Annotated in this window: 11 protein-coding genes; 2 read left to right on the forward strand and 9 right to left on the reverse strand. The window is 64.7% G+C overall.

Annotated elements, in window-relative coordinates; genetic code table 11:
* Positions 1 to 6 precede the first annotated feature (6 nt).
* The 9 genes from rplJ to CFR78_RS03475 form a co-directional block, all read right to left on the reverse strand.
* Complete coding sequence (gene rplJ, locus CFR78_RS03430) at positions 7 to 525, reverse strand: 50S ribosomal protein L10 (protein WP_007399610.1); 519 nt, start codon at positions 523 to 525, stop codon at positions 7 to 9.
* A 280-nt stretch (positions 526 to 805) separates the two neighbouring features.
* Complete coding sequence (rplA, locus tag CFR78_RS03440; protein ID WP_034933205.1) at positions 806 to 1,501, reverse strand: 50S ribosomal protein L1; 696 nt, start codon at positions 1,499 to 1,501, stop codon at positions 806 to 808.
* 5 nt (positions 1,502 to 1,506) lie between these two features.
* Complete coding sequence (gene rplK / locus CFR78_RS03445; protein ID WP_007399607.1) at positions 1,507 to 1,941, reverse strand: 50S ribosomal protein L11; 435 nt, start codon at positions 1,939 to 1,941, stop codon at positions 1,507 to 1,509.
* 112 nt (positions 1,942 to 2,053) lie between these two features.
* A complete protein-coding gene (locus CFR78_RS03450; RefSeq protein ID WP_034933207.1) occupies positions 2,054 to 3,676 on the reverse strand; it encodes an efflux transporter outer membrane subunit in 1,623 nt (540 codons plus the stop codon).
* A complete protein-coding gene (locus CFR78_RS03455) occupies positions 3,673 to 4,962 on the reverse strand; it encodes an efflux RND transporter periplasmic adaptor subunit (RefSeq protein ID WP_007399605.1) in 1,290 nt (429 codons plus the stop codon). Before CFR78_RS03455 ends, CFR78_RS03450 begins: the two co-directional genes overlap by 4 nt.
* Positions 4,959 to 8,150: an efflux RND transporter permease subunit gene (locus tag CFR78_RS03460; protein ID WP_110580981.1), complete on the reverse strand. Its 3,192-nt coding sequence runs from the start codon at positions 8,148 to 8,150 to the stop codon at positions 4,959 to 4,961. Before CFR78_RS03460 ends, CFR78_RS03455 begins: the two co-directional genes overlap by 4 nt.
* Positions 8,151 to 8,312: 162 nt before the next feature.
* On the reverse strand, positions 8,313 to 9,710 hold the full coding sequence (locus tag CFR78_RS03465) for a sensor histidine kinase (RefSeq protein WP_007399603.1): 1,398 nt from the start codon (positions 9,708 to 9,710) through the stop codon (positions 8,313 to 8,315).
* Positions 9,700 to 10,437, reverse strand: a complete 738-nt coding sequence (locus tag CFR78_RS03470) for a response regulator transcription factor (RefSeq protein WP_034933217.1) — start codon at positions 10,435 to 10,437, stop codon at positions 9,700 to 9,702. Before CFR78_RS03470 ends, CFR78_RS03465 begins: the two co-directional genes overlap by 11 nt.
* Positions 10,438 to 10,489: 52 nt before the next feature.
* Entirely contained in the window at positions 10,490 to 11,797 is a 1,308-nt protein-coding gene (locus CFR78_RS03475) for a DNA recombination protein RmuC (protein ID WP_034933220.1), read from the reverse strand.
* A gap of 241 nt (positions 11,798 to 12,038) precedes the next feature.
* Between CFR78_RS03475 and CFR78_RS03480 the strand changes: the two genes are divergently transcribed.
* Together CFR78_RS03480 and CFR78_RS03485 are read left to right on the forward strand one after the other, a co-directional pair.
* Positions 12,039 to 13,394, forward strand: a complete 1,356-nt coding sequence (locus CFR78_RS03480) for a dicarboxylate/amino acid:cation symporter (protein WP_034933223.1) — start codon at positions 12,039 to 12,041, stop codon at positions 13,392 to 13,394.
* A gap of 56 nt (positions 13,395 to 13,450) precedes the next feature.
* Positions 13,451 to 14,776, forward strand: a complete 1,326-nt coding sequence (locus tag CFR78_RS03485; protein WP_034933226.1) for an MFS transporter — start codon at positions 13,451 to 13,453, stop codon at positions 14,774 to 14,776.
* The last annotated feature ends 71 nt before the right edge of the window (positions 14,777 to 14,847 follow it).

A 14,847-nucleotide genomic window follows, 5' to 3' on the forward strand; every position in this document is an offset into this window, starting at 1 on the left:
TGGGTCTCAGGCGGCTTCGCCCGTCTTGGCATAGGCACCAAAAACCCGTGCAAGCTGTCCGGCCGGCGCCTGGAGAACGCCCGCGATGCGCGTTGCCGGCGTGGAGATAAGCCCCACCAGCTGTGCACGCAGAACGTCCAGGGACGGCAGCTCGGCCAGAGCCTTGATGCTGTTGACGTCAAGCGTCTGGGCACCAAGCGATCCACCGAGCAGAACAAGCTTTTCATTGGTTTTGGCGAACTCGACCAGCACCTTCGCCACAGCCACGGGTTCATCCGCCCACGACAACGCGGTCGGCCCCTTCAGCAGCGGCTTGATGCCTTCGAACTGGGTCCCTGCCAGGGCGAGAGAGGCCAGCCGGTTCTTCGCGACCTTGTGTGTCGCTCCAGCCGCACGCACGCGACGCCGAAGGTCCGTCACATCAGCCACGCTCAGCCCGTCATTACGGGTGACAATGACCATGGACGTCTTCGCGAACACGGCTGCGAGGGAGGCAACAAACTCCCGCTTCTCCGTACGGTCCAAATCCCGTCTCCATCATCACCTGCCAGCAAAAAACCGGCAGGTAGGGTTTACCCTAGGGACATTCCGGCAAGCCGGCCCTGTCCCGGTTCGCCTGTCCTTTCAAACGGAACAACCAGTGTGGGCTTTCGCCCCGATCCGGCAATCCCCGTCTTCCGGCTGCTGCCCTGCGGGCATTCAAGGCTTGCGCCACATCCGGTCATGGACAGGTTCGGAAAATGGCGGCATGCCGCCATCTCCTGTCCCCCTTCCCTATCGGGAAGAGGTCATTCTCCAGTTAACGTCAGGCCGCGGTGAAGGCGGAGACATCAACCGTAACACCCGGCCCCATGGTGGAGGACAGGGCGATCTTCTTGACATACGTGCCCTTCGCACCCGTCGGGCGGGCCTTCTGCACCGCATCCACGAACGCGCGGATGTTCTCGGCCAGCTTGCCTTCGTCGAACGAGGCCTTGCCCACGCCGGCATGCACGATACCGGCCTTCTCGGCACGGTATTCGACCTGGCCGGACTTGGCGGCGGAGACCGCGCCCTTCACGTCCATGGTCACGGTGCCCAGCTTGGGGTTGGGCATCAGCCCGCGCGGGCCGAGGATCTTGCCCAGACGGCCGACCAGGGCCATCATGTCCGGGGTCGCGATGCAGCGGTCGAACTCGATCTCGCCCGCCTGCACCTTCTCGGCCAGGTCTTCGGCACCAACCACATCGGCACCGGCGGCCTTTGCTTCCTCGGCCTTGGGGCCACGGGCAAACACGCCAACGCGCAGGGTCTTACCCGTGCCGTTGGGCAGGGACAGCAGGCCACGGACCATCTGGTCGGCGTGACGCGGGTCAATGCCAAGGTTCATGGAAATCTCGACGGTCTCGTCGAACTTCGCCTTGGCGTTGCCCTTGACCAGGGCGATCGCCTCGTCAAGGCCGTACTGCTTCGCGGAATCGACTGCGGCGCGGGCTGCGGTCAGACGCTTGTTCTTTGCCATCGTAATCAGCCCTCCACCACATCAAGGCCCATGGAGCGGGCGGAACCCGCCAGCATGCGCACGGCACCTTCGATATCGTTGGCGTTCATGTCTTTCTGCTTCGTCTCCGCGATCTCGCGCAGCTGCGACATCGTGACCTTGCCCACGGTCGCGGACTTGCCCACGGTGGAGCTGCCCTTGGAGATCTTGGCCGCCTTCATCAGGAAGTAGGTGTTGGGCGGGGTCTTGGTAATGAAGCTGAACGTACGGTCGGCATAGGCGGTAATGACGACGGGAATCGGCATACCGGGTTCGAGACCCTGCGTCTTTGCGTTGAACTCCTTGCAGAACTGCATGATGTTCAGGCCGCGCTGACCCAGTGCCGGACCAACCGGCGGGGACGGATTCGCCTTGCCGGCGGGGATTTGCAGCTTGATGTAGCCAACGATTTTTTTGGCCATATCCGGGGCTCCTGACTGTTTCACCCGGACCGCGGTTCTGGTGGCCACCCCCTGTGCCCGGCTTGGGCCGGGGGCGACCTCCCGCGTTCCGATAAGAGGCGCGCACCTACCGCTATTTGGCGGGTGCTGTCAAGTCCCTGTCATGAAATCCCCTGCCGGACAGGTCAAAGGATTCGGGTCCGTTATCCACGTTCACGCCATTGACCGATTTCGGCATGCGCATGTGGGTGTACTGCGCGATGCCAAAGGGCCTGAGCGCCTTGTTATCGGGCAGTTCCGCCGTGGTCCATCCGCCACCCAGCGCGCGGATAAGCTCCACCTGCGCCTGCATGTAGCGGGTTTCGACCTGCACTTCGGCAATACGCGCCTGCAGTGCGGCCACCTGCGCCACCACAACATCAAGATAGTTGGTCAGGCCACCCGTATAAAGCTGCATGGTCATGTTCTGGGTGCGCATGGAGGCCTGCACCGCCTCGGCCTGCTGGCCTGCCTCCACATCCAGGTCATGCGTCAGGCTCAGCCCGTCCTCCACGTCCTTGAAGGCATCGAGCACGGTGGCGCGGTACTGGTCCTCCGCCTGCCGGTACTGGGACCAGTTGCGCTGGACTTCCGCCCGGCGCAGCCCGCCCTGGAACAGCGGCAGCACGGCCTGGGCGGCGTAGTTGTACATGCCGTTGGCGAATTTATCGAGCGTGAAGCCGTTATCCATGAAACCGGCCGTGGCGCTGAAGGTTACATGCGGGTAGAACGCCGCGCGCGAGACGCCGATCGCCCGGTTGGCCGCCGCCATGTGCCGCTCGGCACTGGCAATGTCGGGCCTGCGTTCCAGCAGGGTGGCGGGAATGCCCACGGGCATGGGCACCTTGGGGAAGCTGATCTGCGCACGGGGCGCGATATGGAAGAGCGATGGCGACACGTTGACCAGGATGGCAATGGCATGCTCCATCACCGAGCGATGGGCCTGCAGGTCGGTATCCGCCGCCTGGGTGGAGGACAGCTGCGTCTGCGCGCGGGATACATCGATGCCCGCGGCAATGGCGCCCGCCTGGCGCATGTGGGTGATCTGCACGGCGGTCTGGTAGTAACGGATCGAGTCGCGATAGACCGCGTGCTGCGCGTCCATGCCGCGCAGCTGCATGTAGTCATTGGCCAGTTCGGACTGGATGCTCAGCCTTGCCACGGCAAAATCGGCCGCCGCCGCCTGTGCCAGGCGCTGCTGCATGCGCCTGCGGTTACGGATGGCCGACCAGAAATCCGGCTCCCAGCGCGCGGTGGCGCTGTACTGCTCGGATGACATGTAGATCGGCCCCTGCGCCCCCGCGCCACGCCACAGCCTGTGGGTCGATGCCTGATTTTCCGATGCGCCGGCCCCACCCGTGATCTGGGGGTAGAGGTTGGCCTGTGCCTCGGCCACGATGTCACGCGCCTGGGTAAAGGCTTCCGCATCCGCCTGCAGGTTGGGGTTCAGGTGGCTGGCGCGTTCCTCCAGTTCATCAAGGGTGGGGTCCCTGAACACCTTCCACCAGTCCCCGCGCGATGCGCCATCCTGCGGGGTGCCGTACTGCACCACGCCATCGCCCTTCCAGTTATCGGGCAGGAGATAATGGGCATGCCTGTATCTGGGCGCCAGATCCACGCACCCGCCCAGCATCCCGGCAATGGCCGCGCAACCGGCCAACGAGAGCATGCGGCGTGACAGGGCCGGGCGCGTACACCCGCGCGGCACTGCATTCATTGACGCACCCCCGCATCGCCCGCACTGCCGTCGCCCGCCGGCATGGCGCGCACGTCGTCACCCCTGTCAACCGCCCCGCGTGATGCCGTGGCCGCCGCGTCGTTATACCCCTGTGTCGCACCGACCAGATAGACCTTCTGGCCTTCCAGCAACCCCGCCGAAGGGTTGTTCACGATCCGGTCCTTTGGTCCGATACCCGCCAGAATCTGCACATTCGTCCCCAGATTGGTCCCTACCGTTACGTTGCGCAGCCGGATGCGGTCATCCGCATCCACAACCGCCACCTGCATGCCCTGCGCGCGGAATACCAGCGCGCCTTCAGGCACTATCAGGATATCGGGGTCACCGGGTGCGACAAAGTGTACATTGGCATAGGAATCGGGCCACAGTTCCCGCTTGTCGTTATCCACCACCAGTTCCGTCGTGACAGTACGGGTACCCGCATTGAACGCCCTGGCGGTCGCCAGGAACTTGGCCTTGAACACCCGGCCCGGATACTGGGGCACGGACACGTCGCCTTCCAGCTTGGGGCTTATGATATCGGCATAATCCTGCGGCACGGACACGAACACGCGCATGCGGTGCACATCCGCCACCGAGAACAGTTCCGTCGCCGTCCCGCGGGAGGACACATCCCCGCCCCCCGCATTCACGTAATCCCCCACATCGGCCAGGCGCGAGGTGACCACGCCATCAAACGGGGCGACAAGCTGCTTGAAGCCGATCAGCGCCGCGTAACGGGAAGCCTCGTGCCGGGCGGCCTCCACCTCGGCCTGCTGGGCTTCGGCGTTGGCAACCTGCACGTCCACTTCCTGCTGCGAGACCGCCTGCGTGCCCTGTAGCGCCCGCCAGCGCTTGGCCGTGATCTCCGCCAGGCGGTAACGGGCCATCGCCACGTCAAAATTGGCCTTGGAGGCCGCGTACTGCGCATCCAGCCCCGGCGTGTCGATGGTGGCCAGGATCTCGCCCGCCTTCACCTTGGCGCCAATATCCTTGTACCACATCTGCACATAGCCCGAGACCTGCGCATAGATGGGGGCCTGGTACCAGGCCGAGATATTGCCCGGCAGGTCGAGCGTGCGGGTTTTCGGTCCCTGCTGGGGCAGGATGACCTGCACGCGCGGTATGGCCGCATCCTGTGCCACGGCGCGCAGGTGGGCAACATGCACGCGGCGCTCGATAATGCCCCCGGCCACGATCACGGCCAGCACGATCCCCCCCACGGTGACGTACAGCCGCCCACGCCCGGACATGCGTGGCGTCTGGTTTTCCCCTGTGGCGGTCATGCGTGCTCTCCTGCGCCGGTGGCGGCGGCCTTCTTGGATTTTCTGGAATGGATCAGGGCAAAGACGCAGGGTACGAACAGCAGCGTGGCGCAGGTGGCCACCAGCAGTCCCCCCATCACGGCCCGGCCCAGCGGCGCGTTCTGTGAATTGCTCAGCGACATGGGCAGCATGCCGATGATCATGGCCGAAGCCGTCATCAGCACGGGGCGGATACGCTCGTAACCCGCCTCGATCGCGGCACGCAGCGCATCACCATGCACATCCATCCTTTCCCGCGCGAAGGAGACGACCAGAATGGAATTGGCCGTGGCCGTGCCCATGCACATGATCGCCCCCGTCAGCGCCGGAACCGAAAGCGCCGTGTGCGTCAGGAACAGGCTCCACGCGATGCCGGCCAGCGCCCCGGGCAGGGCGGTGATGATGATGAACGGGTCCATCCATGACTGGAAGTTGACCACGATGATCAGGTACACCAGCAGGATCGACATCGCGAGCCCGCCAATCAGCTGCACATAGGCACCATTCATGGTCGAGGCCTGCCCCATGACCGACAGGCTGGAACCCGCGGGCAGTTCCTTGCGCGCTTCATCCACCACGCGCGTCACCTCGCGCGAGACCGCGCCCAGGTCCAGCCCCTCGTTCGAGGCATAGATGTTGAACACCGGCATGATGTTGTAGTGCGAGACCTCACCCGGCGTGCCGGTCTGCACAATCTGGGACAGGCCACCCAGAATCTGCGGCGCCTTGTCGGACGGGTTGCCATCCCCCTTGTCGATGGGAATGGTCTCAAGATCGTTCATGGTCTGCAGGAACTGCAGCGGCGTCTGGATATCGACCAGATGGGAAACCCCGGTCTTGGGGTCCAGCCAGTAGGTGGGCGCCACCTGCCCGCTGCCCGACAGCACGGCCAGCGCGTTGTTGGCCACGTCCGACTCGGTCAGGCCGGTGCCCAGCGCATAGGTACGCCGGGCGTTGACGCGCAGCGTGGGGGTATTGAGCGGTTCCTGCACCGTGACATCGGCAAGGCCGGTCACATGGCGCAGCCTTTCGGCCAATTTCTCGGCAAAATCGAAATTGGCGTACAGGTTGCGCCCCGACACCTGCACGTCAAGCGGCGCGGGCAGGCCGAAGTTCAGGATCTTGGCCGTCAGGTCGGCCGGCATGAAGGTGATGTCGGTGCCGGGGAATTTCTCCGCCAGTCCCTTGCGCAGGATGGTGCGGAATTTGGCAACCGGCGCCTCCTCGTCCTTCAGCGTCACGGTCAGGTCACAGTCCTGCGCGCCCACGGTGGGCGTGGGAATGAAGGCCTGGTTGAGCGGGCTGAACGGCAGGCCGCAGTTGTTGACGATGCCTTCCACCTGCCCCGGCAGCAGGCGTTCGATCTCGGCATTGACCAGCATGGCGATCTTGCCCGCTTCCGCGATCTTGGTGCCCATGGGCGCGCGCATGTGGATGGCGAGCGCATTGGAATTGATCTCGGGGAAGAAGTCCTGCCCGGCAAAGAGCAGCAGCGAAAGCGACGCGAACGCCCCCAGCCCGAATATCGGCACGAAGCGCGCGCGGATGCTGATCAGATGGGCCAGCAGCCCCTGATAGGGGGTGCGGAAGGACTGGAACCTGCGTTCGAATCCCTGCTGGAAGCGGCTGAAGATGTTGCCCGGTTCGTGATGGCCGCCCTCCGCCCTGGCCCGGGCGTGGGCTTCCACCTGTGCCGCCAGCATGTATTTGGCCATGGTCGGCACCAGCGTGCGCGACAGGATGAAGGAGGCGATCATGGCGAAGATGATGGCTTCCGCCATCGGCATGAACAGCCAGCCTGCAACCCCGGTCAGCTGGAACAGCGGCATCCACACGATACAGATGCACAGGGTGGAGACGAAGGTGGGAATGACGATCTGGTTGGCGGCGTCGATGATGGCCGTCTCCAGATCCTTTTCCATTTCCAGATGGGCATCGATGTTCTCGATCATGACGGTGGCGTCATCCACCAGGATGCCCACGGCAAGCGCCAGCCCGCCCAGTGTCATGATGTTGATGGTCTGGCCCGCAGCCCCCAGCCCGATGACCGAACACAGCATGGCCAGCGGGATGGAAGTGGCGATGATGACGGTCGAGCGCCAGGACCCCAGGAACAGCAGCACCACCAGACTGGTCAGCAGGGCGGCGGTGCCCATTTCCTGCACCACGTCGCGCACCGCTTCCTTGACGAAGGTGGAGGCATCCCCCAGCACGGTAATGTCCACCCCCGGCGGCAGGGTACGGACAATCGAGGGCAGCAGCGCCTTGATCCCGCTGACCACCGCAAGGGTGGAGGCATCGCCGCTTTTCATGATCACGATCAGCACGGCCTGGTGGCCCTTGACCAGCACCATGTTGGTCTGTGGCGGCCCACCGGCATGCACCCATGCCACGTCACGCAGGTAGACGACGGAATTGCCTTCCTGCTTGATGGGCATGTTGTTGAAGCTGTCTATCTCCTCGGGTGAGGCATTGGTCTGGACCATCCAGTCGAACGCGCCGATCTGCTGGTCCCCCGCGGGCAGCACGATGTTCTGCTTGCCCAGCGCATTCCCGATATCGGTGGCCGACAGCCCATGGGCAAGCAGCTTGCTCTGGTCCAGATCGACCATAATGTTGCCCGGTTGTCCGCCATAAGGATTGGGGATGGCGGCCCCCGCGACCGACACCAGGCCGGGGCGGATCAGGTTGGAGGACATGTCATAGATCTGCGACGCCGTCATGGAATCGGAGGAGACCTGCAATGTCAGCACCGGCACGGAGGAGGCATTGTAGGTCAGCACCAGCGGCGGGGTCATGCCCGCGGGCATCTGCTTGATGACGGTCTGGGAGACGGCGGTGATCTGCGTCTGCGCCACGGCGGTATCGGTGCCGGGCTGGAAGAACACCTTGACGATGCCACGCCCGTAATAGGACTGGCTTTCGATATGTTCGATATTGTTGACCGTGGCGGTCAGCGCGCGTTCGTAATAGTAGACCACGCGGCCGGACATGTCCTCGGGCATAAGGCCGGTATAGGTCCAGCAGATCGCGACGACGGGGATGTTGATGCTGGGAAAGACGTCGGTTGGCGTGCGCAGCAGCCCCCGGACACCGAACACGACAATAAGGATGGACAGGACAACGAAGGTGTAGGGCCGCTTGAGCGCGGTAACGACGATACCATTCATGCGCGGGCGGTTCCCCCCCGCCCTGCCGGCTGGCCGCCCGTACCATGCCCCGCGCCACGCGCGGGTCCGGGCCGGGACAGGTTGTCTTCTTGCATATCTCGTCTCCCCGTCTGTCCTTCAGGTGTTAATCGGGGGACGGCGGGTGGCAAATGAAATTTCTATTTAGTTTACGGGCTGCACCACGCCCGGCGGGGGGAAGACGATGCTCATCGTGACCCCCGGCAGGCTGTCATGCAACCGGGTGGGCGTGATGTCGAGCCGCGCGTGATGCAGCGCCACGATGGCGGAGACAAGGCTCAGCCCCAGTCCGCTGCCGGGAATGTGGCGGCTCTTGTCCGAACGGTAGAAACGCCCGGTCACGGCCTTGCGTTCCGCCTCCGGAATGCCGATTCCCGTGTCACTGATCTGCATGACCGCGCAATGTTCGTCCATGCGCGCGCGAATGGCCACGCGGCCGCCCGCGGGGGTGAACTTGATGGCATTGTCCACCAGGTTGGCCAGCACCTCGATCAGCAGGTCACGGTCACCCTGCACCTGTATTGCCGCGTCCGCCGCCACGCAGGAAAGCGTAATGCCCTTGGTCTCGGCTATGGGTTCGTACAGATCCACGATATCGGCCATGAGCGCACCCAGGTCCACCATGCCGAAGCCTGCGCGCCTGCGCCCGTTCTCGATCTCGCCTATGCGCAGGAGTGCGGTAATGATGGCGAAGGACTGGTCCAGGTCATCGATCGTGCGGGAAATGACATTGCGCAGCGCCCCGGCCGAATGCCCGGCGCTGAGCGCGCGGTCCAGGCGGGCCCGCACGCGGGTGAGCGGGGTGCGCAGGTCATGGGCGATGTCGTTGCCCACGTCGCGTATCTCGTCCAGCAGCTGCTCAAGGCGGTCAAGCATGCGGTTGACGCTGGCGGCAAGCCGCTGGAGGTCGTCATTCTGCCGCCCCGCGGGCAGGCGCTCATGCAGGTCGCCTTCCATGATGCGGTCGATCGCCTCATGCATTTCCTTGACGCGGGACAGGGCGCGATGGCTGAGGATGATGCCGGTAATCAGCGCGAACAGCACGGTCGGCACGATGGAGACCAGCATGGAATGCCGCATCATGAGCCGCAGTTCGGTCCGCATGTGCCGGCTGCGCCCCAGTACCAGATAACGATCCCCCGACACCCGCAGCGCCACCATGCGCAGCACGGTCGATGACCCGCCGCCCGTGGCCTCCGGGCCGATCACATGCACGCGGCCATCCGCCACCAGGCCCGTGGGCCATGTATGCAGGTCGCCCACAATATAGTGCTGCCCGGCATCGAACAGGGTGGTGACGTTCATGATCACGCGCAGGTCATCGGTCGCGCGGTCACGCACCTGCTGTTCCAGTACTGCGGGGGATTCGCGCTGGAGGATGCTGGCCTCGCGCAGCAGCAGCATGTCCGAGCGCTTGGCCTCGAACACGCTGGCCTGGCTGTAACCGAAAAAGAACTGCAGCGCCGCCGAACCGATCATGGCCGCCACCACCGCCAGTGTCAGGCGGAACGTGGCGGTGCGAAACAGCTCGTTACGAAACACGCAGCATGAACCCGGCCCCCCGGATGCTCTGGATCAGGGGCGGCCTGCCGCTTTCATCAATCTTGCGGCGCAGCTTGCCGATATGCACATCGACCAGGTTGGTCTGGGGGATGAAGCGGTAGTTCCACACATCTTCGAGCAGCATGTTGCGGGTCAGCACCTGGTTGGGGCGGCGCATGAGGTATTCCAGCAGCCGGAACTCACGCGGGAGCAGCTCGATCGGCACCCCCTCGCGCATCACGGTGCGCTCGATCAGGTCCATCTCCAGCGGGCCGGCGCGCAGCATGGTATGCCGCGAATTGTCGGGGCGGCGCAGAAGCGCTTCCAGGCGGGCGGCCAGTTCCTCCATGGCGAACGGCTTGGTCAAATAGTCGTCCCCCCCCGCCTTCAGCCCGCTGACCCGGTCATCCACCGCCGACAGGGCCGACAGCACCAGCACCGGCACATGGACCCGGCGCTCACGCAGGGTCTCGATCAGGCCCAGACCATCCAGTTCGGGCAGCATGCGGTCCACGATCATCACATCGAAATGCGCGTTCAGGCCCATGGCCAGCCCGGCCGCGCCCGATACCTCATGCTGGACATGATAGTGGCGGCTTTCCAGTTCCTCGATCACTTCCTGCGCGATCTTGCTGTCATCCTCCACCAGAAGGATGCGCGGCGCGTCCTCCCGCGGGGGGGACGGGAATGCCGGTTCGGTGCGGTTGGGTTCGGGCGGGACGGTCATGATCCTTCCGTTTATGCAGCGCGGGCCGGAATGCGGCCAATTAAATTAGTGTTCAGCCATGCGTGCCGTCGGAGCCGCCCTCCATCCATGCGGGCGCCATCTCCCCCTGTGCCGCCCCCCCGGACGGGGGGGATGCGGGTTCGCTGTCCACATCAAGCTCACGCAGCCTGCGGGTCACCAGGCCCGTGCGCCTGCGCGCCTCGTCAATGGAGGAGGACATGGCTGAGGCATTGCGCGCCAGTTTTTCCAGCACGCCATCCATACGCAGCATTTCCTGCCGGGTTGCGCCAAGCAGGCGGGCGATGTCATCGGTACGCTTCTCCAGCGCCAGGGTAACATAGCCCAGGTGAATGGTGCGCAGCATGGCGGGCATCAGTCCCGGCCCCATCACGATAACGCGATAGGTGCGCCCGATTTCATCCAGCAGGCCGGGAATCCGCGCCACCTCGGCATACAGCCCGTCGGTGGGCAGGTACAGCACCGCGAATTCCACCGTAACGGGCGGGACGATATATTTGGTCGCGATCTTGCGCGCCTCGATACGCAGGGTGGTTTCCAGCGCGCGGCGGGCGGCGCGTTCGGCATCGGGGTTGCAGTCCTCCACTGCCTGGAGCAGGCGCTCATACGCCTCGGTCGGGAATTTGGAATCAATGGCCAGCACCGGCGGGACCGTGGCGCGCACGGGCATGCGCACGGCAAATTCCACCACCTCGCGGCTGTCATCGCGCAGGCGGCGGTTGGTTTCGTATGCCCCTTCGGGCAGTACGTCGTCCAGTATGCTGCGCAGCTGTGCCTCCCCCCAGCCGCCCCGGGTCTTGACGTTGGCGAACAGGCGCTTGAGATCGCCCACCTGCGCGGTCATGGCCGAGACCTCTCCCATCGCCTTCTGCATGGCGCCGATCTGCTCCAGCACGCGCTGGAAGGAGGTCTGCATCTGCTTTTCCACCGCCTGGTGCAGGCGCTCATTCACGGCGGCGCGCAGCGCGTCGCTCTGCCGCCGGCCCTCTTCCGCCATCTCGCGCAGGGATTCGGACTGGGCAACGCGCATTTCGGACAGGTCGCGGCCCATCATGCGCGCGATGCGGTTGAAGGTTTCCGTCATTTCCTGATGCCGCTGGTCCAGACGGGTGGCCAGCGCGCGCTCGATTTCCGCCATGCGGGCGCGCTGGACCTCGTTTTCCGCCACGCGGGCGGCGGTCTCGCGCTCCACCATCACGCACAGGCGACCCAGCAGGTCCGCATCCGTCCCCTGCCCCGCCATGAGGGAGAGGCGGCGCAGCACCACAAGCCCCAGCAGGCAGGACACGGCGGCACACAGCATGCCGATCCATATGGCGGGGGACACGGGCATATCGGACATGGCGGACTCTTTCCCCAAAGCAAGAACAAAACATGTCCGTGCCCTGTAATGACGCCGATGTAAACCCATCATGTTTTTTTGGAATATCTGGCAACCGTGTTATGGCCCAACCGAAACGTCCGGCATCGTGCCTGATTTTCATCCGCCCGTGGCAACCCGCCCGCCAGCCTGCCCCGGCATGCCCCTACCGCGCCCGTTCGTGGCGCATGAACATGAACCGTTGTTGAGGACGTCCGCCATCATGCCCGAGCAACCGCAGGCCCGGCCCGCGCCCGGCAGATCCATCTTCCGCAGCCTGTACGGGCAGGTCGTCATCGCGGTGGTGGCGGGGATGGCGCTGGGGCATTTCTGCCCCCATGTGGCGGTCTCCCTCAAACCACTGGGGGATGCGTTCATCCGCCTGGTCAAGATGGTGATCCCGCCGGTCATCTTCCTGACCGTGGTGACGGGTATCGCAGGGCTTGGCAATCTGGGGCAGGCGGGCCGGCTTGCGGGCCGGGCCATGGTGTATTTCCTGACCTTTTCGTCACTGGCGCTGGTAGTGGGCATGGTGGTGGCCAACATCGTGCGCCCCGGCGCGCATATCCACGCCAGCCCCGCCACGCTGGATGCCCATGCGGTGGCCGCCTACACGGCACGGGCGCAGGCGCATTCCTTCAGTGATTTCCTGCTCAACATCATACCTGACACGGTGGTCAGCGCCTTTGTATCGGGTGACATCCTGCAGGTGCTGCTGGTTGCCATCCTGTTCAGCATCAGCCTGTCGCACATGGGGGCGAAGGGGCATGCCATCCTTGCGCTGCTCAGACAGCTGACCCAGCTGGTGTTCGGCGTGGTCAGGCTGGTCATGTATGCCGCCCCCATCGGGGCGCTGGGGGCCATGGCGTTCACCATCGGGCGCTTTGGCGTGGGCGCGGTGCTCAACCTTGCCTTCCTGGTGCTTACATTCTACGCCACCGCCGCCGTGTTCGTGCTGGTCATACTGGGCGCGGTCGCGCGGTGGAACGGTTTCCGCATCCTGCCGCTGCTGGCCTATCTGCGTGAGGAACTGCTGATCGTGCTGGGCACCAGTTCGTCCGAATCAGCGCTGCCCAGCCTCATGACCCGGCTGGAGAACGCGGGCTGCGCGCCGTCGGTGGTGGGGCTGGTGGTGCCGATGGGCTATTCCTTCAACCTGGATGGCACCAACATCTACATGGCGCTGTCCGCCCTGTTCATTGCGCAGGCGACCGATGTGCATCTGGGACTGGGCCAGCAGGTCAGCCTGCTCCTGGTCGCCATGATCAGTTCCAAGGGGGCTGCGGGCGTGACCGGGGCCGGGTTCGTCACCCTTGCCGCGACCCTGGCCGTGGTGCCCGACGTGCCGGTGGCCGGGATGGGGCTGATCCTGGGCATTGACCGCTTCATGTCCGAATGCCGGTCGCTGACCAACATCATCGGCAACGCGGTGGCCACCATCGTGCTGGCCCGGTGGGAAGGCGCGCTGGATACCGACCGCCTTGCTGCGGCCCTTTCGGGCCGGCTGGATGACGAGCAGGCCCTTACCCCCGTCATTCCCGACGACGGCACGCCCGCCACGCCCCCCACGATCCATTAGGATCGGCCCTTTTTTTCCGCCCTATCCTCCATCCGCGTCCATAGGTTTCCGCCATCATGCCAGTTTTCCAGCCCCGGACCGGGGCCCTTACGACCGCGCAGAGAATACGAAGCATTATTGCCGGCTCATCTGGAAATCTGATCGAATATTACGACTGGTATGTCTACGCGGCATTTTCCATGTATTTTGCCCGTTCGTTCTTCCCGCCCGGCAATGCAACGACGGAACTGCTGCGCAGTGCGGCGGTGTTTGCCATCGGCTTCCTCATGCGGCCGGTGGGCGGCTGGCTCATGGGGCTCATGGCGGACCGTTACGGGCGGCGGGCGGCGCTGAGCCTGTCCATCATCGCCATGTGCACGGGTTCGCTGGCCATCGCGGTCTGCCCGACCTATGGGCGCATCGGCCTTGCCGCCCCCAGCGTGCTGCTGTTCGCCCGCCTGCTGCAGGGGCTGAGCCTGGGGGGGGAATACGGGGCGAGTGCCACCTACCTGTCCGAAATCGCCCCTCCGGCCCGGCGCGGGTTCTATGCCAGCTTCCAGTATGTGACACTGGTCATGGGGCAGCTGCTGGCCCTTGTGGTGCTGCTGGTGCTGCAGTTCGTGCTGCTTTCCCCCGCCCAGCTCGGGGCATGGGGGTGGCGGGTGCCGTTCGGCATTGGCGCGCTGCTGGCGCTGTCCATCCTGTGGTTCCGCCGCGGCATGGCGGAAAGCGAGCAGTTCAGTGCCGCCACGCGCGACAAAAACGCCCATGGCGGCCTGCGCGTGCTGCTGCACCACCCGCGTGAGGTACTGGGGGTGTGCGGGCTGACGCTGGGCGGTACCGTCGCGTTCTACACGTTCACGATCTACATGCAGAAATACCTGGTCAACACGGCGGGACTGAGCAAGGAGCAGTCCACACTGGTCTCCACCGCCTCGCTGGCCGTGTTCGCACTGGTGCAGCCCGCCTTTGGCGCGCTGTCCGACCGGATGGGCCGCAGGCGGCTGCTGCTGTCCTTTGGCGTGATCGGGTGCCTGTGCACGATGCCGCTCATGCAGGCGCTATCGACCGTACACTCCCCGCTCGCGGCCTTCGGGCTGGTCACGGCGGCACTGCTGGGCATTTCGGGCTATACATCCATCAATGCGGTGGTGAAGGCCGAACTGTTCCCCACCCGCGTGCGCGCGCTGGGGGTGGCGCTGCCCTATGCGCTGACCGTATCGGTCTTTGGTGGCACGGCGGAATATGTGGCCCTGTGGTTCAAGCAGATCGGGCATGAGGGGCTGTTCTACTGGTACGTGACCGGGTGCATCGCCTGTTCGCTGCTGACCGTGCTGTTCGTCCTGCCCGGCCATGACCGTATCACGACGGAAGGCCGCCCCCCGGCACCGGCTACGAAGTAATCTGTCCATTCAGACAGATCATTGATAAAAAAGTTTCAGGATATCGCTTTTTTAAAAAGGCGGCATGCCAC

The sequence above is a fragment of the Komagataeibacter rhaeticus genome, from assembly GCF_003207855.1.
GTDB classification, from domain to species: Bacteria; Pseudomonadota; Alphaproteobacteria; order Acetobacterales; family Acetobacteraceae; genus Komagataeibacter; species Komagataeibacter rhaeticus.